13 protein-coding genes are annotated in these 20,172 nt (G+C 51.6%); all 13 read left to right on the forward strand.

Translation table 11 applies throughout. The features are described 5' to 3' along the window. Nucleotides 1–28: 28 nt before the first annotated feature. Nucleotides 29–4,990 carry an alpha2-macroglobulin gene (gene yfhM, locus AACU19_RS00370; RefSeq protein WP_000736251.1) on the forward strand — a complete coding sequence of 1,654 codons (4,962 nt, stop codon included), beginning with the start codon at nucleotides 29–31 and terminating at the stop codon, nucleotides 4,988–4,990. Next, entirely contained in the window at nucleotides 4,991–7,303 is a 2,313-nt protein-coding gene (gene pbpC / locus AACU19_RS00375) for a peptidoglycan glycosyltransferase PbpC (RefSeq protein ID WP_001137628.1), read from the forward strand. Between the two features lie 148 nt (nucleotides 7,304–7,451). Further along, nucleotides 7,452–7,883, forward strand: coding sequence for a nucleoside-diphosphate kinase (ndk, locus tag AACU19_RS00380; protein ID WP_000963837.1), 432 nt, complete (start codon nucleotides 7,452–7,454; stop codon nucleotides 7,881–7,883). 149 nt (nucleotides 7,884–8,032) lie between these two features. Continuing rightward, entirely contained in the window at nucleotides 8,033–9,187 is a 1,155-nt protein-coding gene (locus AACU19_RS00385; protein WP_000003317.1) for a bifunctional tRNA (adenosine(37)-C2)-methyltransferase TrmG/ribosomal RNA large subunit methyltransferase RlmN, read from the forward strand. A 284-nt stretch (nucleotides 9,188–9,471) separates the two neighbouring features. After that, nucleotides 9,472–10,485, forward strand: a complete 1,014-nt coding sequence (gene rodZ / locus AACU19_RS00390) for a cytoskeleton protein RodZ (RefSeq protein WP_032184883.1) — start codon at nucleotides 9,472–9,474, stop codon at nucleotides 10,483–10,485. A gap of 26 nt (nucleotides 10,486–10,511) precedes the next feature. Beyond that, nucleotides 10,512–11,630: a flavodoxin-dependent (E)-4-hydroxy-3-methylbut-2-enyl-diphosphate synthase gene (ispG, locus tag AACU19_RS00395; protein ID WP_000551807.1), complete on the forward strand. Its 1,119-nt coding sequence runs from the start codon at nucleotides 10,512–10,514 to the stop codon at nucleotides 11,628–11,630. Nucleotides 11,631–11,740: 110 nt separating this feature from the next. Then, nucleotides 11,741–13,015, forward strand: a complete 1,275-nt coding sequence (gene hisS, locus AACU19_RS00400; protein WP_001107185.1) for a histidine--tRNA ligase — start codon at nucleotides 11,741–11,743, stop codon at nucleotides 13,013–13,015. Between the two features lie 17 nt (nucleotides 13,016–13,032). Beyond that, nucleotides 13,033–13,653 (forward strand): ancillary SecYEG translocon subunit YfgM, encoded by a 621-nt coding sequence (yfgM, locus tag AACU19_RS00405; RefSeq protein WP_000409211.1) that lies wholly within the window; start codon nucleotides 13,033–13,035, stop codon nucleotides 13,651–13,653. Between the two features lie 10 nt (nucleotides 13,654–13,663). After that, on the forward strand, nucleotides 13,664–14,842 hold the full coding sequence (bamB, locus tag AACU19_RS00410) for an outer membrane protein assembly factor BamB (protein WP_001177040.1): 1,179 nt from the start codon (nucleotides 13,664–13,666) through the stop codon (nucleotides 14,840–14,842). A gap of 117 nt (nucleotides 14,843–14,959) precedes the next feature. Beyond that, complete coding sequence (gene der / locus AACU19_RS00415) at nucleotides 14,960–16,432, forward strand: ribosome biogenesis GTPase Der (RefSeq protein ID WP_001353036.1); 1,473 nt, start codon at nucleotides 14,960–14,962, stop codon at nucleotides 16,430–16,432. A 62-nt stretch (nucleotides 16,433–16,494) separates the two neighbouring features. Continuing rightward, nucleotides 16,495–16,710 carry a zinc ribbon domain-containing protein gene (locus AACU19_RS00420; RefSeq protein ID WP_000422357.1) on the forward strand — a complete coding sequence of 72 codons (216 nt, stop codon included), beginning with the start codon at nucleotides 16,495–16,497 and terminating at the stop codon, nucleotides 16,708–16,710. Nucleotides 16,711–16,919: 209 nt separating this feature from the next. Next, nucleotides 16,920–19,094, forward strand: coding sequence for an intimin-like inverse autotransporter SinH (gene sinH, locus AACU19_RS00425; protein ID WP_105277921.1), 2,175 nt, complete (start codon nucleotides 16,920–16,922; stop codon nucleotides 19,092–19,094). Between the two features lie 55 nt (nucleotides 19,095–19,149). Next, on the forward strand, nucleotides 19,150–20,142 hold the full coding sequence (locus AACU19_RS00430) for a SinI family autotransporter-associated protein (protein WP_105277922.1): 993 nt from the start codon (nucleotides 19,150–19,152) through the stop codon (nucleotides 20,140–20,142). Nucleotides 20,143–20,172 lie beyond the last annotated feature (30 nt).

The following is a 20,172-nucleotide window of genomic DNA, read 5'->3' on the forward strand; positions in this document are numbered from 1 at the left end:
TAACGGGCCATTGTGGCAGGGATGAAAAATGAAAAAGTTACGCGTAGCCGCCTGCATGCTAATGCTGGCGCTGGCAGGGTGCGACAACAACGATAACGCGCCAACAGCGGTGAAAAAAGATGCACCTTCTGAAGTTACTAAAGCGGCATCTTCAGAAAACGCGAGTTCAGCAAAACTCTCTGCACCGGAGCGACAAAAACTGGCACAACAGAGTGCCGGTAAGGCGCTGACATTGCTGGATCTCTCTGAAGTCCAACTCGATGGCGCAGCCACGCTGGTGCTGACCTTCTCTATCCCTCTCGACCCGGATCAGGATTTCTCGCGCGTTATTCACGTCGTTGATAAAAAAAGCGGCAAAGTGGATGGGGCCTGGGAGCTGTCAGATAATCTTAAAGAGCTGCGTTTACGCCACCTCGAGCCGAAACGTGATTTGATCGTTACTATTGGCAAGGAGGTCAAGGCACTCAACAACGCAACCTTCAGTAAAGATTACGAAAAAACTATAACTACCCGCGATATCCAGCCCAGCGTCGGTTTTGCCAGCCGTGGTTCGCTGCTGCCTGGAAAAGTTATTGAAGGACTGCCGGTAATGGCGCTCAATGTTAACAATGTCGATGTTAACTTCTTCCGTGTTAAGCCAGAATCTCTGCCAGCATTTATTAGCCAATGGGAATACCGAAATTCGCTGGCGAACTGGCAGTCAGACAAACTGCTGCAAATGGCGGATCTGGTTTATACCGGACGTTTTGATCTCAATCCTGCGCGTAACACCCGTGAAAAATTATTGCTGCCGCTGGGTGATATCAAACCGCTTCAGCAGGCGGGTGTGTATCTGGCTGTGATGAATCAGGCTGGACGTTACGATTACAGTAATCCCGCGACGCTGTTTACATTAAGTGATATCGGCGTATCGGCCCACCGTTATCACAATCGTCTGGATATCTTTACCCAAAGCCTGGAAAACGGCGCGGCCCAGCAAGGAGTTGAAGTCTCATTATTAAATGAGAAAGGGCAGACTCTGACTCAGGCAACCAGTGATGCCCAGGGGCATGTGCAGCTGGAAAATGATAAAAACGCGGCATTACTGTTGGCGCGTAAAGACGGTCAGACAACGCTACTCGATTTAAAACTTCCGGCGCTGGACTTAGCAGAATTTAACATTGCTGGCGCGCCAGGCTATAACAAACAGTTTTTCATGTTTGGCCCGCGCGATCTTTATCGCCCGGGTGAAACAGTCATCCTTAATGGTTTATTGCGTGATGCAGACGGTAAAGCGTTGCCCGATCAACCCATCAAGCTGGACGTAATTAAACCCGACGGGCAGGTACTCAGGAGCGTCGTTAGTCAGCCGGAGAATGGCCTCTATCACTTTACGTGGCCACTCAATAGTAATGCGGCCACCGGCATGTGGCATATCCGAGCCAACACGGGCGATAACCAGTATCGGATGTGGGATTTCCACGTCGAAGATTTTATGCCAGAGCGCATGGCGCTGAATCTGACCGGTGAGAAAACCCCGCTAACGCCGAAAGATGAAGTGAAATTCTCCGTGGTGGGTTACTACCTGTACGGGGCGCCTGCTAATGGTAATACTTTGCAAGGGCAACTTTTCCTGCGCCCACTGCGTGAAGCTGTGTCAGCCTTACCTGGTTTCGAATTCGGCGATATAGCTGCCGAAAACCTTTCGCGCACGCTGGATGAAGTTCAGTTGACGCTGGATGATAAAGGGCGCGGCGAAGTTTCTACAGAAAGCCAGTGGAAGGAAACGCATTCCCCATTACAGGTTATTTTCCAGGGCAGTTTGCTGGAGTCTGGCGGTCGCCCGGTGACGCGCCGTGCTGAGCAGGCTATCTGGCCTGCCGATGCATTGCCGGGGATCCGTCCGCAATTCGCCTCGAAATCGGTTTACGATTATCGCACTGACAGTACGGTAAAACAGCCCATTGTTGATGAAGGCAGTAACGCCGCTTTTGACATCGTTTATAGCGATGCACAGGGCGTCAAAAAAGCTGTGTCTGGCTTACAAGTGCGCCTGATTCGCGAACGCCGCGATTACTACTGGAACTGGTCAGAAGATGAAGGCTGGCAGTCACAGTTTGATCAAAAAGATCTGATCGAAAATGAACAAACACTGGATCTTCAGGCTGATGAAACCGGTAAAGTCAGTTTCCCGGTAGAGTGGGGCGCTTATCGTCTGGAAGTCAAAGCGCCGAATGAAGCGGTCAGTAGTGTGCGTTTCTGGGCTGGCTATAGCTGGCAGGACAATAGCGACGGTAGCGGTGCTGTGCGACCAGACCGTGTCACGCTGAAACTGGATAAAGCCAGTTATCGCCCTGGTGATACCATTAAGTTGCACATTGCCGCGCCAACGGCGGGTAAAGGCTATGCGATGGTCGAGTCCAGTGAAGGGCCGCTGTGGTGGCAGGAGATTGATGTTCCGGCACAAGGGCTGGATCTGACGATTCCGGTCGATAAAACCTGGAATCGTCATGATCTTTATTTAAGTACGCTGGTGGTACGTCCTGGCGATAAATCTCGCTCCGCGACGCCAAAACGCGCAGTTGGCGTGTTGCATTTGCCGCTTGGCGATGAAAACCGTCGTCTCGATCTGGCGCTGGAAACTCCAGCGAAAATACGCCCCAATCAGCCATTAACCGTGAAAATTAAAGCCAGCAATAAAAATGGTGAGATGCCAAAACAGGTGAATGTGCTGGTGTCTGCGGTTGATAGCGGTGTGTTGAATATTACTGATTATGTCACGCCAGATCCGTGGCAGGCATTCTTTGGTCAGAAACGCTATGGCGCAGATATTTACGATATTTACGGTCAGGTCATTGAAGGTCAGGGGCGTCTGGCAGCTCTGCGTTTTGGTGGCGATGGTGATGAACTGAAACGCGGTGGTAAACCGCCAGTAAATCACGTCAATATTGTTGCGCAACAGGCGCTACCGGTAACACTCAACGAACAGGGCGAAGGCACGGTTACATTGCCGATTGGTGATTTTAACGGTGAATTGCGCGTCATGGCACAAGCATGGACGGCAGATGATTTCGGTAGCAACGAAAGCAAAGTGGTTGTTGCCGCACCGGTGATAGCAGAACTGAATATGCCGCGCTTTATGGCCAGCGGTGACACCTCACGTCTGACGCTGGATATCACTAATCTTACCGATAAACCGCAAAAACTGAACGTTGCTCTGACCGCCAGTGGCTTGCTTGAACTGGTTAGCGATTCACCCGCAGCCGTTGAATTAGCGCCGGGCGTGCGAACCACGCTGTTTATCCCGGTGCGAGCATTGCCGGGTTATGGTGATGGTGAAATTCAGGCCACTATTAGCGGGTTAGCGTTACCGGGCGAAACCGTTGCCGATCAGCATAAGCAGTGGAAAATGGGTGTCCGTCCGGCATTTCCGGCACAAACCGTCAATTACGGTACGGCGTTGCAGCCTGGTGAGACATGGGCGATTCCAGCTGATGGATTGCAAAACTTCTCGCCTGTTACGCTGGAAGGGCAATTGTTGTTGAGCGGCAAAGCACCGTTGAATATTGCACGTTATATCAAAGAGTTAAAAGCGTATCCGTACGGTTGTCTGGAGCAAACCGCCAGCGGCCTGTTCCCGTCACTTTACACCAACGCAGCCCAACTGCAGGCGTTGGGAATCAAAGGCGACAGTGATGAGAAGCGCCGTGCGGCAGTCGATATCGGCATTTCTCGTTTACTGCAAATGCAACGTGATAACGGTGGCTTTGCCCTGTGGGATAAAAACGGTGACGAAGAGTACTGGCTGACGGCTTACGTGATGGATTTCCTGGTCCGCGCAGGTGAGCAGGGTTACAGCGTGCCGACAGAAGCCATTAACCGGGGGAATGAGCGTCTACTGCGCTATTTACAAGATCCGGGCATGATGTCGATTCCGTATGCGGATAATCTCAAAGCCAGTAAATTCGCCGTACAGTCTTACGCTGCGCTGGTGCTGGCCCGTCAGCAAAAGGCACCGCTGGGTGCGCTGCGTGAAATCTGGGAGCATCGTGCCGATGCTGCGTCTGGATTACCGCTGCTGCAACTTGGCGTTGCGCTGAAAACCATGGGCGATGCAACGCGTGGTGAAGAAGCGATTGTGCTGGCACTGAAAACGCCGCGCAATAGTGATGAGCGGATATGGCTGAGTGATTACGGTAGTCCACTGCGCGACAACGCATTGATGCTCTCCTTGCTGGAAGAGAACAAATTGCTACCCGATGAGCAGTACCCTCTGCTGAACACACTTTCGCAGCAGGCGTTCGGTGAACGCTGGTTATCAACTCAGGAAAGCAACGCGCTGTTCCTGGCTGCCCGTACGATTCAGGATTTACCGGGCAAATGGCAGGCGCAAACGTCTTTCTCTGCTGAGCTGCTGACAGGTGAGAAAGCGCAAACCAGCAATCTGAATAGCGATCAACTTGCCACCTTACAGGTGACCAACAGTGGCGATCAGCCGTTATGGCTGCGTGTGGATGCCAGCGGTTATCCGCAATCCGCCCCTTTACCGGCGAGCAATGTGCTGCAAATCGAGCGCCATATTCTTGGCACTGACGGTAAGAGCAAATCGCTGGATTCGTTACGTAGCGGCGATCTGGTACTGGTCTGGTTGCAGGTCAAAGCCAGTAACAGCGTGCCGGATGCTTTGGTCGTTGATTTACTGCCTGCTGGCCTGGAACTGGAAAACCAGAACCTGGCTAACGGCAGCGCCAGCCTGGAGCAAAGTGGTAGCGAAGTGCAAAACCTACTCAGTCAAATGCAACAAGCGAACATTAAGCACATTGAGTTCCGTGACGATCGCTTTGTGGCGGCGGTTGCCGTTGATGAATATCAACCAGTCACGCTGGTGTATCTGGCGCGGGCGGTAACGCCGGGAACATACAATGTTCCGCAACCAATGGTGGAATCGATGTATGTTCCCCACTGGCGGGCGACTGGCGCGGCTGAAGATCTGCTGATTGTCAGACCGTAAATGCCTCGCCTGTTAACCAAACGCGGCTGCTGGATAGCGCTGGCAGCTGCGCCTTTTCTCCTTTTTTTTGCCGCGTGGGGAGCAGATAAACTCTGGCCCCTGCCATTGCATGAAGTCAATCCCGCACGCGTAGTCGTGGCGCAGGATGGTACGCCACTCTGGCGTTTCGCCGATGCTGAGGGCATCTGGCGCTATCCGGTAACCATCGAAGATGTCTCTCCGCGTTACCTTGAAGCACTGATCAATTATGAAGATCGCTGGTTCTGGAAGCATCCGGGGGTGAATCCATTCTCGGTGGCGCGCGCAGCATGGCAAGATCTCACTTCGGGACGGATTATTTCCGGCGGCAGCACACTCACCATGCAGGTTGCTCGTCTGCTTGATCCTCACCCCAAAACTTTTGGCGGCAAAATTCGCCAGCTCTGGCGCGCGTTTCAACTGGAATGGCACTTGTCTAAACGTGACATTCTGACCTTGTATCTTAATCGCGCTCCGTTTGGTGGTACGTTGCAGGGGATCGGTGCGGCAAGTTGGGCATATCTCGGAAAATCGCCTGCGAATTTAAGCTATTCCGAGGCGGCAATGCTGGCGGTGTTACCACAAGCGCCCAGCCGACTGCGTCCGGATCGCTGGCCGGAACGTGCCGAGGCCGCACGTAATAAAGTGCTCAATCGGATGGCTGCGCAAGGTGTGTGGTCCCGTGAGCAGGTAAAAGAATCTAGTGAAGAGCCCATCTGGTTGGCACCCAGACAAATGCCGCAACTGGCACCGCTGTTTTCGCGCATGATGCTCGGTAAAAGCAAAAGCGACAAAATCGTTACTACGCTGGATGCTGGTTTACAGCGTCGTCTGGAAGAACTGGCGCAAAACTGGAAAGGACGATTGCCACCGCGCAGTTCGTTGGCAATGATCGTTGTTGATCATACTGATATGAGTGTGCGCGGTTGGGTAGGATCTGTTGATCTTAATGATGATTCCCGCTTTGGGCATGTCGATATGGTCAATGCGATCCGATCGCCGGGATCGGTACTCAAACCGTTTGTTTATGGTCTGGCGCTGGATGAAGGCTTGATCCACCCTGCATCGCTGTTGCAAGACGTTCCCCGGCGCACTGGTGATTATCGACCAGGCAACTTTGACAGCGGTTTTCATGGCCCGATCAGCATGAGCGAGGCGCTGGTGCGCTCTCTGAATTTACCTGCTGTGCAGGTGCTGGAAGCCTATGGACCGAAACGGTTTGCGGCAAAGTTACGCAATGTTGGATTGCCGTTATATTTGCCCAACGGTGCTGCACCGAATCTTTCGCTCATTCTCGGCGGCGCAGGTGCAAAACTGGAGGATATGGCTGCAGCGTATACCGCATTTGCTCGCCACGGTAAGGCGGGTAAGTTGCGCTTACAGCCGGGGGACCCATTACTTGAGCGACCGTTAATGTCGCCGGGGGCCGCGTGGATTATCCGCCGTATTATGGCAGATGAAGCGCAGCCGCTTCCGGATGGCGCTTTGCCACGCGTCGTACCACTGGCGTGGAAAACAGGAACCAGTTATGGCTATCGCGATGCATGGGCTATTGGCGTTAACGCTCGTTACGTAATTGGGATCTGGACTGGCAGACCGGACGGTACGCCCGTTGTCGGTCAGTTTGGCTTTGCCAGCGCCGTACCGCTGTTGAATCAGGTCAATAATATCTTACTGTCGCGCAGTGCGAATCTGCCGGAAGACCCGCGTCCTGATTCTGTAAGCCGTGGCGTTATCTGCTGGCCGGGTGGGCAATCATTGCCAGAAGGCGATAGCAATTGCCGCCGTCGTCTTGCCACCTGGCTGCTCGAAGATAGCCAGCCACCAACATTACTTTTACCGGAGCAAGAAGGAATAAGTGGGATTCGTTTCCCCATCTGGCTTGATGAGCAAGGTAAACGTGTTGCTGCTGATTGTCCTCAGGCTCGACAAGAAATGATTAATGTCTGGCCGTTACCGCTGGAACCCTGGCTACCTGCTGCTGAACGACGAGCAGCGCGCTTACCTGGGGCATCAACAAATTGCTCGCCGTATGGTCGTGATGCTCAGGTACCTTTACAGTTGATTGGTGTGCGTAATGGCGTAATTATCAAACGTCTGCCAGGAGCTACTGATGCGTCATTACCAGTACAATTAAGCGGAGGAACAGGCGAACGCTGGTGGTTTCTTAATGGTGAACCGTTAGCTGAACGCGGGCGTAACGTGACTCTGCATTTGACAGAGAAAGGCGATTATCAATTGCTGGTAATGGACGAAATGGGGCAGGTGGCGACAGTGAGATTTGTCATGCAGTAGTCTGTTTTGCTCATATTTGTTGCTTAAACTCGTTTTATTTTAAAAAAATGTTACCTTCATCAATAGTCAACGGCCCTGTTGCTCATTATAATCCGCGCCATCTCGTACGCTGGTACAGACAACAACAGAACAATTTACAGAGGTAAAAATGGCTATTGAACGTACTTTTTCCATCATCAAACCGAACGCGGTAGCAAAAAACGTCATTGGTAATATCTTTGCGCGCTTTGAAGCTGCAGGGTTCAAAATTGTCGGCACCAAAATGCTGCACCTGACCGTTGAACAGGCTCGTGGCTTTTATGCTGAACACGATGGAAAACCGTTCTTTGATGGTCTGGTTGAATTCATGACCTCTGGTCCGATCGTGGTTTCCGTGCTGGAAGGTGAAAACGCCGTTCAGCGTCACCGCGATCTGCTGGGCGCGACCAATCCGGCAAACGCACTGGCCGGTACTCTGCGTGCTGATTACGCTGACAGCCTGACCGAAAATGGTACCCACGGTTCTGATTCCGTCGAATCTGCCGCTCGCGAAATCGCTTATTTCTTCGGCGAAGGCGAAGTGTGCCCGCGCACCCGTTAATAATTTCGTAAATGCCGCGTGCAAACGTGGCATCCGTGCGCCAGAATTTGTACAATGCAGCGCCCCCGGACGAGCAGCCGCTCACCGGGGCGTTTCTTTTTTCAACCCTCCAGGGGCCATAACGTGTAATAACGAGGCCGGAATAGCATATGTCTGAACAATTAGTCACACCTGAAAACGTCACCACGAAAGATGGAAAAATCAACCTGCTGGATCTCAACCGTCAGCAGATGCGGGAGTTTTTTAAAGATTTAGGTGAAAAACCCTTCCGCGCCGATCAGGTGATGAAGTGGATGTATCACTATTGCTGCGACAACTTTGATGAGATGACCGACATCAACAAAGTGTTGCGCGGCAAGCTAAAAGAGGTGGCGGAAATCCGCGCACCGGAAGTGGTTGAAGAACAGCGTTCATCTGACGGCACCATTAAATGGGCGATTGCCGTTGGCGATCAGCGCGTCGAAACGGTGTATATCCCGGAAGACGACCGTGCCACGCTTTGCGTTTCCTCGCAGGTGGGGTGTGCGCTGGAGTGTAAATTCTGTTCCACCGCCCAGCAGGGCTTTAACCGCAATCTGCGGGTGTCGGAAATTATCGGCCAGGTGTGGCGTGCAGCGAAAATCGTTGGCGCAGCAAAAGTCACCGGTCAGCGCCCAATCACTAACGTAGTGATGATGGGTATGGGCGAGCCGCTGCTCAACCTGAACAACGTCGTTCCGGCGATGGAAATCATGCTCGATGATTTCGGTTTTGGTCTGTCTAAACGTCGCGTTACGCTCTCTACATCAGGCGTTGTTCCGGCGCTGGATAAACTGGGCGATATGATCGACGTAGCGCTGGCAATTTCCCTGCATGCGCCGAACGACGAAATTCGTGACGAAATTGTGCCGATCAACAAAAAGTACAATATCGAAACGTTTCTTGCTGCGGTGCGCCGCTATCTGGAGAAATCTAACGCCAATCAGGGCCGAGTCACTATTGAATACGTGATGCTTGATCACGTTAACGACGGCACTGAACACGCGCACCAACTGGCGGAGCTGCTGAAAGATACGCCGTGTAAGATCAACCTGATCCCGTGGAACCCGTTCCCTGGCGCGCCGTATGGACGCAGCTCAAACAGTCGTATCGACCGTTTCTCAAAAGTGCTGATGAGCTACGGTTTCACCACTATTGTGCGTAAAACTCGTGGTGATGATATCGATGCTGCCTGTGGTCAGTTGGCGGGCGATGTTATCGACCGTACTAAACGTACCCTGCGTAAACGAATGCAGGGTGAGGCCATCGACATTAAAGCGGTCTGATAGCCATTACGCCACGGTTACTTTATGTACCGTGGCGTAATCTTTTATGAATGAAGTATTAAGTTGCAATTGTCAGGTCAATATTAACGGTGCGTTTTTGCTGACTTTAAGGCAGTATGTAACGATGCAACAGTAAGTTAGCCTTAGTGAATGTGGGCTTTGTCACGAGCACACAGACGGTCTTATACTGTATGATAACGGTTAACTTAACGGATGTTTCGCGGTGTGGGTGAGCATGATGGTTCACCGGCATCTCAATTCTCATTTAAACGTACCTGCAGCGAATGAATACTGAAGCCACGCACGACCAAAATGAAGCACTTACTACCGGCGCTCGCCTGCGTAATGCTCGCGAACAACTAGGACTTAGTCAGCAGGCCGTTGCTGAGCGACTTTGCCTGAAGGTTTCCACGGTACGCGACATTGAAGAAGATAAGGCACCTGCCGATCTTGCTTCAACATTCCTGCGCGGATATATCCGCTCTTATGCGCGTCTGGTACATATTCCAGAAGAAGAACTGCTACCGGGGCTGGAAAAACAGGCTCCACTACGAGCTGCAAAAGTTGCGCCGATGCAGAGTTTTTCCCTCGGTAAACGCCGCAAAAAACGTGACGGCTGGCTGATGACCTTCACCTGGCTGGTGTTGTTTGTGGTTATTGGCCTGAGCGGTGCCTGGTGGTGGCAAGACCACAAAGCTCAGCAGGAAGAGATCACTACTATGGCCGATCAATCTTCTGCGGAACTGAGCAGTAATAACGAACAGGGGCAGAGTGTTCCGTTAGATACGTCGACAACCACAGACCCGACTACGACGTCCACGCCGCCAGCGTCTGTGGATACTACCGCAACTAACACGCAAACACCTGCCATAACTTCGCCAGCACCAGCTGTTGATTCACAACAGAATGCAGTTGTTTCACCTTCGCAGGCAAATGTTGATACCGCTGCGACCCCGGCACCAACGGCAACAACAACGCCAGATGGTGCTGCGCCGTTGCCAACCGATCAGGCTGGCGTGACCACGCCAGCGGCTGATCCGAATGCGTTGGTGATGAACTTTACTGCCGATTGCTGGCTGGAAGTCACTGATGCTACCGGTAAAAAATTGTTTAGCGGTATGCAGCGTAAAGACGGTAATTTGAACTTAACCGGCCAGGCTCCGTACAAACTGAAAATTGGTGCGCCAGCCGCAGTACAGATCCAGTATCAAGGGAAACCTGTCGATCTGAGTCGTTTTATCAGAACTAACCAGGTTGCGCGTCTGACCCTAAATGCCGAACAATCACCGGCGCAGTAACAGACGGGTAACGCGGGAGATTTTTCATGCATAACCAGGCTCCAATTCAACGTAGAAAATCAACACGTATTTACGTTGGGAATGTGCCGATTGGCGATGGTGCCCCCATCGCCGTACAGTCCATGACCAATACGCGCACGACAGACGTCGAAGCAACGGTCAATCAAATTAAGGCGCTGGAACGTGTTGGCGCTGATATCGTCCGTGTCTCCGTACCGACGATGGACGCGGCAGAAGCGTTCAAACTCATCAAACAGCAGGTTAACGTACCGCTGGTGGCTGATATCCACTTTGACTATCGCATTGCGCTGAAAGTAGCGGAATACGGGGTCGATTGTTTGCGTATTAACCCTGGCAATATCGGTAATGAAGAGCGTATTCGCATGGTGGTTGACTGCGCGCGCGATAAAAACATTCCGATCCGTATTGGCGTTAACGCTGGATCGCTGGAAAAAGATCTGCAAGAAAAGTATGGCGAACCGACCCCGCAGGCATTGCTAGAATCTGCCATGCGCCATGTTGATCATCTTGATCGTCTGAACTTCGATCAGTTCAAAGTCAGCGTCAAAGCCTCTGATGTCTTCCTCGCTGTTGAGTCTTATCGTCTGCTGGCAAAACAGATCGATCAACCGCTGCATCTTGGGATCACCGAAGCGGGCGGCGCACGTAGTGGGGCAGTAAAATCTGCCATTGGTTTAGGCCTGCTGCTGTCTGAAGGCATCGGCGACACGCTGCGCGTATCGCTGGCGGCCGATCCGGTCGAAGAGATCAAAGTCGGTTTCGATATTTTGAAATCGTTGCGTATCCGTTCGCGCGGGATCAACTTCATCGCCTGCCCGACCTGTTCGCGTCAGGAGTTTGACGTTATCGGTACGGTTAACGCCCTGGAGCAACGCCTGGAAGATATCATCACCCCGATGGACGTTTCGATTATCGGCTGCGTGGTGAATGGACCAGGTGAGGCGCTGGTTTCTACACTCGGCGTTACCGGCGGCAACAAGAAAAGCGGCCTCTATGAAGATGGCGTGCGCAAAGACCGTCTGGACAACAACGATATGATCGACCAGCTGGAAGCGCGCATTCGTGCGAAAGCCAGCCAACTGGATGAAGCGCGTCGAATTGACGTTCAGCAGGTTGAAAAATAATAACGTGATGGGAAGCGCCTCGCTTCCCGTGTATGATTGAACCCGCATGGCTCCCGAAATATTGAGGGGCGCGTTGAGGGTTCATTTTTATATTCAGAAAGAGAATAAACGTGGCAAAAAACATTCAAGCCATTCGCGGCATGAACGATTACCTGCCTGGCGAAACGGCCATCTGGCAGCGCATTGAAGGCACACTGAAAAACGTGCTCGGCAGCTACGGTTACAGTGAAATCCGCTTGCCGATTGTAGAGCAGACCCCGCTATTCAAACGTGCGATTGGTGAAGTCACCGACGTGGTTGAAAAAGAGATGTACACCTTTGAGGATCGCAATGGCGACAGCCTGACTCTGCGCCCTGAAGGGACGGCGGGCTGTGTACGCGCCGGCATCGAGCATGGTCTTCTGTACAATCAGGAACAGCGTCTATGGTATATCGGGCCGATGTTCCGTCACGAGCGTCCGCAGAAAGGGCGTTATCGTCAGTTCCACCAGTTGGGTTGCGAAGTTTTCGGCCTACAAGGTCCTGATATCGACGCTGAACTGATTATGCTCACCGCCCGCTGGTGGCGTGAACTGGGTATCTCTGAACACGTAACTCTTGAGCTGAACTCTATCGGTTCGCTGGAAGCACGCGCCAATTATCGTGATGCGCTGGTGGCATTCCTTGAGCAGCATAAAGAAAAACTGGACGAAGACTGCAAACGCCGCATGTACACTAACCCGTTGCGCGTGCTGGATTCCAAAAATCCGGAAGTGCAGGCCCTTCTCAACGACGCCCCAGCATTAGGTGACTATCTTGACGAGGAATCTCGTGAGCACTTTGCTGGTCTGTGCAAACTGCTGGAGAGCGCGGGTATCGCTTACACCGTAAACCAGCGTCTGGTGCGTGGTCTGGATTATTATAACCGTACTGTTTTTGAGTGGGTGACTAACAGCCTCGGTTCCCAGGGCACCGTGTGCGCAGGCGGTCGTTATGACGGTCTGGTGGAACAACTGGGGGGTCGTGCAACACCGGCAGTCGGTTTCGCGATGGGTCTCGAACGTCTTGTATTGTTAGTTCAGGCCGTTAATCCGGAATTTAAAGCCGATCCTGTTGTCGATATATATCTGGTGGCTTCAGGTGCTGACACACAATCTGCGGCTATGGCATTAGCAGAGCGTCTGCGTGATGAATTACCGGGCGTGAAACTGATGACCAACCACGGCGGCGGCAACTTTAAGAAGCAGTTTGCCCGTGCTGATAAATGGGGCGCCCGCGTTGCTGTGGTGCTGGGTGAGTCTGAAGTGGCTAACGGCACAGCAGTAGTGAAGGATTTGCGCTCTGGTGAGCAAACGGCAGTTGCGCAGGATAGCGTAGCCGCGCATTTGCGCACGTTACTGGGTTAAGGAAGGAGAAGGACAGCGTGGAAATTTACGAGAACGAAAACGACCAGGTTGAAGCGGTTAAACGCTTTTTTGCTGAAAATGGCAAAGCACTGGCTGTTGGGGTGATTTTGGGCGTTGGCGCATTGATTGGCTGGCGCTACTGGAACAGCCATCAGGTTGATTCTACACGCTCCGCTTCTCTTGCCTATCAAAATGCGGTTACCGCAGTGAGCGAAGGCAAACCGGATAGCATCCCGGCGGCGGAAAAATTTGCTGCTGAAAATAAAAATACCTATGGTGCGCTGGCTTCTTTGGAACTTGCGCAGCAATTTGTTGACAAAAATGAACTAGAGAAAGCTGCCACCCAGTTACAACAGGGATTGGCGGACACGAGCGATGAAAATCTCAAAGCCGTGATAAATCTGCGTCTTGCCCGCGTTCAGGTACAGCTCAAGCAGGCTGATGCCGCGCTGAAAACCCTCGATACCATCAAAGGTGAAGGGTGGGCTGCCATTGTTGCCGACCTGCGTGGCGAAGCATTGCTGAGCAAAGGTGATAAGCAAGGTGCGCGTAGTGCATGGGAAGCAGGCGTGAAAAGCGATGTTACTCCGGCACTGAGCGAAATGATGCAGATGAAAATTAATAATTTGTCCATCTGAGAGGGACCCGATGCAATTGCGTAAATTACTGCTGCCAGGACTGCTTTCCGTTACCCTTTTAAGCGGCTGTTCGCTGTTTAACAGCGAAGAAGATGTGGTAAAGATGTCCCCATTGCCGACCGTTGAAAACCAGTTTACGCCGACCACGGCGTGGAGCACTTCCGTGGGTAGCGGCATTGGCAACTTCTATTCCAATCTTCATCCGGCACTGGCGGACAACGTTGTCTATGCAGCAGACCGCGCTGGTTTAGTAAAAGCGCTGAATGCGGATGATGGCAAAGAAATCTGGTCTGTCAGTCTGGCCGAGAAAGATGGCTGGTTCTCTAAAGAGCCTGCATTACTTTCTGGCGGCGTGACCGTGTCTGGCGGACATGTCTACATTGGTAGCGAAAAGGCGCAGGTTTACGCGCTGAATACCAGTGATGGTACTGTGGCATGGCAGACTAAAGTCGCGGGTGAAGCGCTTTCTCGCCCGGTGGTCAGCGACGGTCTGGTGTTAATCCACACCAGTAACGGTCAGTTGCAAGCCCTGAACGAAGCTGACGGCGCTGTCAAATGGACAGTTAACCTCGATATGCCTTCACTCTCTTTGCGTGGCGAGTCTGCGCCAGCAACGGCTTTTGGTGCGGCCGTCGTGGGTGGCGATAATGGTCGCGTCAGCGCAGTGCTAATGGAACAGGGCCAGATGATTTGGCAGCAGCGTATTTCTCAGGCGACCGGTTCTACCGAAATTGACCGCCTGAGCGATGTTGACACGACTCCCGTCATTGTTAACGGCGTTGTTTTCGCGCTGGCCTATAATGGTAACCTGACGGCGCTTGATCTGCGCAGCGGTCAGATTATGTGGAAGCGCGAACTGGGTTCGGTGAATGATTTCATCGTCGACGGCAACCGCATCTATCTGGTCGATCAAAATGACCGGGTGATGGCGTTGACCATTGATGGCGGCGTTACGCTGTGGACACAAAGCGATCTGCTGCATCGTCTGTTGACTTCTCCGGTGCTGTATAATGGCAACCTGGTGGTAGGTGACAGTGAAGGTTATCTGCACTGGATCAACGTCGAAGATGGTCGTTTCGTTGCCCAGCAAAAAGTTGATAGCTCCGGTTTCCAGACTGAACCGGTTGCCGCTGACGGCAAACTGCTGATCCAGGCAAAAGACGGGACTGTGTACTCTATTACACGTTAATCGTCTCTGTCGTTCACTTTGAAAACGGCTCCTGGACAGGGGCCGTTTTCCTGTTTTTAACAACGACACGAATATAGCGTGCGTTGTCTGATGATTTATAAAAATGAGGCTTTAAACATGGTACCTGTGGTCGCGCTTGTCGGGCGCCCTAACGTAGGAAAATCCACGTTATTTAACCGTCTAACTCGCACCCGAGATGCGCTGGTTGCGGATTTCCCGGGTCTGACTCGTGACCGTAAGTACGGTCGTGCGGAAATTGAAGGCCGCGAGTTTATCTGTATTGATACCGGCGGGATTGACGGAACAGAAGACGGTGTAGAAACCCGCATGGCGGAACAGTCGCTGCTGGCGATTGAAGAAGCGGACGTCGTACTGTTTATGGTGGATGCGCGCGCGGGCCTGATGCCTGCGGATGAAGCGATTGCTAAACATCTGCGCTCCCGCGAAAAACCGACCTTCCTGGTGGCAAACAAAACCGATGGTCTGGATCCGGATCAGGCCGTTGTTGATTTCTATTCGCTCGGTTTAGGTGAAATCTATCCTATCGCCGCGTCTCACGGTCGTGGCGTATTAAGTCTGCTGGAGCACGTGTTGTTGCCGTGGATGGAAGATATCGCACCACAAGAAGAAGTGGATGAAGACGCTGAGTACTGGGCGCAATTTGAAGCGGAAGAGAACGGCGAAGAAGAAGAGGAAGACGACTTTGACCCGCAAAGTCTGCCAATCAAACTGGCGATAGTGGGTCGTCCTAACGTCGGTAAGTCTACACTCACTAACCGTATCCTTGGCGAAGAACGCGTCGTAGTTTACGACATGCCGGGCACCACGCGTGACAGTATTTACATTCCAATGGAACGCGATGGACGTGAGTATGTACTCATCGATACTGCGGGCGTACGTAAACGCGGCAAAATCACCGATGCGGTAGAGAAATTCTCCGTAATCAAAACATTGCAGGCGATTGAAGATGCCAACGTGGTGATGTTGGTGATTGATGCTCGCGAAGGTATTTCCGATCAGGATCTCTCCCTGCTGGGCTTTATTCTCAATAGTGGGCGCTCACTTGTCATTGTAGTGAACAAGTGGGACGGCCTGAGCCAGGAAGTGAAAGAGCAAGTAAAAGAGACGCTGGACTTCCGTCTGGGCTTTATCGACTTCGCCCGTGTGCATTTTATCTCTGCATTACACGGCAGCGGCGTTGGTAATCTGTTTGAATCAGTGCGTGAAGCGTATGACAGCTCCACCCGTCGCGTGGGTACGTCAATGCTGACGCGTATCATGACCATGGCGGTTGAAGATCACCAGCCGCCGCTGGTTCGCGGTCGTCGAGTGAAGCTGAAATATGCCCACGCCGGTGGCTATAACCCGCCGATTGTGGTGATTCACGGCAACCAGGTGAAAGACCTGCCGGATTCGTACAAACGCTACTTGATGAATTACTTCCGCAAGTCTCTGGACGTGATGGGTACGCCGATTCGTATTCAGTTCAAAGAAGGGGAAAACCCATATGCGAACAAGCGTAACACCTTGACGCCGACCCAGATGCGCAAGCGTAAGCGTTTGATGAAGCATATTAAGAAAAGTAAGTAATCTCTTATCCGGTTTCCCTTTCCAAACGGAGAGGGAAACTGAACAACAGGCGAGGAGTATTTATGGAACTCAACTGCCCAACCTGCCATAACCCTCTCGAACGCAACGGTGAAACTGCCCACTGTGCAACTTGTGCCAAAGATTTCACCATTCAGGCGCTTTGTCCTGACTGCCATCAGCCATTACAGGTGTTAAAAGCTTGTGGTGCAGTAGATTATTTCTGCCAGCATGGGCACGGTTTAATATCCAAAAAGCGCGTTGAATTTATTGTTGCTTAATATTATTTAAATATATGGTGTAATCATTTGTATTCATAATATAAATGATTGCATCCTATTTTATTTGTTGAAACGCAAATGTAAGTGAGCGAAATCACTGTGTTATAAATTTAAGATTATATTTAGTTTTCCTGGCGTGCCTTTCTGAATAATCTGGAATAGAATATTAGAGCTAATTTTAAGCATTATTAATGTCACAGGGGATGTGCATGCTGCGATGGAAACGCTGTATTATGCTAACATTTATCTCTGGAGCTGCTTTTGCGGCTCCAGAGATAAATGTTGAGCATAAAGAATCGTTACCTGATTTAGGTAGTCAGGCCGCACAACAGGAAGAGCAAACTAACAAGGGTAAATCGCTAAAAGAGCGTGGTGCCGATTACGTCATTAACTCTGCCACGCAAGGGTTTGAAAACCTGACACCCGAGGCGCTGGAGTCCCAGGCCAGAAGCTATCTGCAAAGTCAAATTACCTCTACGACACAATCTTATATTGAGGATACACTCTCCCCCTACGGTAAGGTCCGAACGAATCTTTCTCTTGGTCAGGGCGGCGATCTGGATGGCAGTTCCATCGATTATTTTGTTCCCTGGTATGATAATCAAACTACTGTTTATTTCAGCCAATTTTCTGCACAACGAAAAGAAGATCGTACGATCGGGAATATTGGGCTTGGTGTAAGACATAATTTTGATAAATGGTTGTTGGGTGGAAATATATTTTATGATTATGATTTTACCCGTGGGCATCGCCGTTTAGGTTTAGGCGCCGAAGCGTGGACTGATTATTTAAAATTCTCTGGCAACTATTATCACCCGCTTTCTGACTGGAAAGACTCCGAAGATTTCGATTTTTATGAGGAGCGCCCGGCGCGCGGCTGGGATATTCGCGCCGAAGCCTGGCTACCTGCTTACCCGCAGCTTGGCGGTAAAATCGTTTTCGAACAGTATTACGGTGATGAAGTCGCGCTTTTTGGCACCGATAATCTGGAGAAAGATCCCTTCGCCGTCACGCTGGGTGTGAAATACCAGCCCGTACCACTCATTGCCGTAGGAACGGATTTCAAAGCCGGCACTGGCGATAATACCGATCTTTCTGTTAACGCAACGCTGAACTACCAGTTTGGTGTCCCGCTCAAAGACCAGCTTGATCCTGACAAAGTGAGCGCGGCCCACTCGCTCATGGGCAGCCGTCACGACTTTGTTGAACGTAACAACTTTATTGTTCTGGAATACAAAGAGAAAGATCCCCTCGATGTCACTTTGTGGCTGAAAGCCGATGCGACGAATGAACATCCCGAGTGCGTGATTAAAGATACGCCAGAAGCAGCCATCGGGCTGGAAAAATGTAAGTGGACCATTAACGCGCTCATTAATCATCACTACAAAATCGTTGCTGCCTCCTGGCAGGCGAAAAACAATGCTGCACGTACGCTGGTGATGCCGGTTATCAAAGAAAATACGCTTACTGAAGGTAACAACAATCACTGGAATCTGGTGCTGCCTGCCTGGCAGTACAGCTCTGATAAAGCCGACCAGGAAAAACTCAATACCTGGCGGGTACGCCTGGCGCTGGAAGATGAAAAAGGCAATCGGCAGAACTCCGGCGTGGTGGAAATTACCGTTCAGCAGGACCGTAAAATTGAGCTCATTGTTAACAACATCGCCAATGTACCGGATGAGAACAATCACAGCCACGAAGCCAGCGCGCAAGCGGATGGTGTAGATGGTGTCGTCATGGATCTCGACGTTACCGATAGCTTTGGCGACAACACTGACCGTAACGGTAATGTCTTGCCGCAGGATAATCTCAGCCCGCAGCTGTTTGATGCCAACGATAAAAAAGTGACGCTGACGAATAAACCCTGCACCACCGAAGTGCCGTGCGTTTTTATCGTCAAACAAGATAAAGAAAAGGGGACCGTTACGCTCTCCAGTACGTTGCCCGGCACTTTCCGCTGGAAGGCGAAAGCCGCCCCTTATGATGACAGTAACTATGTTGACGTAACGTTCCTGGGTTCTGACATCGGCGGGCTGAATGCTTTTATCTACCGCGTTGGTGCAGCTAAGCCCGTCAATCTTATTGGTAGCAAAGAACCGTTGCCTCTCAATAGCCGCTATCGCTTTGTGCTGTGGCGCGACGCTAACAAAGACGGCGTGTTCCAGCTTTCTGAGAAGCTCACTGACGAAGAGATGAAACAGTATGACTATCAGTGGGAATTCACGGGGCATAGCGTAAATGGCAATACCGGTGCGCAAACCAATACCACGAACGTCGATATAGAGATCCCGGCAACCAACAAGGAAGCGGCAGCAAAGTTTAGTGCCCAGGTAACCGATGGCGTGCAGGGATACGGTTTGCAGGTCAATTACAGCAAGAAATAGGGGCGGCGCCATGGCTGATCGGGCCACCGCTGAATATTAATCAAGGAGAGTGTTTATGAAACCTCATATGAAACGTGGCCTGACAAAAGTCGCGCTGGCACTGATGCTGGCTGGATACTGTGCCGTACCAGCCGCTATGGCGGAAGATGCCGCCTGGGTCTCCAGTGGAACGACCGCTGAATTCGAGGGGACCATACCCTGGCTCTATCGCGAAGGGGGGAATGCCACGATTAACTCGGAAGATGCGGATCACATTAAAGTAACGTCTGATGGTAAAGGTACCCGTCCTCCGGGTAGCGAGACGGATAAACGCCTTTACTCAGGGGATACCATCACGCTGGGTTGGGATATCGGCGATACCGAAGGGGATATTGATGATGGTCCCGCAGGCATTGATGCGAAAACGACAGCCACTATCAAATGGTACAGTTACAGCGATAATGCGGGTGGCGGTAAAACGGAGCTGACCGCAGCGGCAGGCAAGACGAGTTATAAACTCACTGATGACGAACGTGGGCGTTATATCGGTGTTGAAATCCAGCCCATCACCCAGACCGGTAATCCTTTCCAGGGAACATCGCTGACTCTGCTGGATATTTCAACGGCCAGCGGTGGCGGCAGCGATACGGACAATGTCGATCCCGGCCCGGTTGTGAACCAGAATCTGAAAGTTGCCATCTTCGAGGAAGGTACCACTACCAACCTTATCGGTGGTAATACGGCCATTGCGCTTAACAAAACATATGTGGCCAAACTGTACTCGGATGAAAACCAGAACGGTAAATATGACGCGGGTACGGATATGGACGTTACCGCTAACTATGACTTTGCATGGGTCTTTAACGGTAACAGTAAACAACTCGGTGCTGCAGGCGGTATTGCTAATGCCAGCTTCGATAACAATAAAATTGTTATCCCACAAACTAACGAAGAAGCAAGAACCAGCCTTAACGGTAGTGATCGTAATGGTAAGAGTGGTCTTGCGATCCCGGCAAACGGCGACGGCGTTCAGGGCTATACGCTGTCTATCATTTACAAACACCACTAATGCGCACAACAGCATTCCCATACGGGGATG

Source organism: Escherichia sp. MOD1-EC4550 (assembly GCF_963876935.1).
GTDB classification, from domain to species: Bacteria; Pseudomonadota; Gammaproteobacteria; order Enterobacterales; family Enterobacteriaceae; genus Escherichia; species Escherichia coli_F.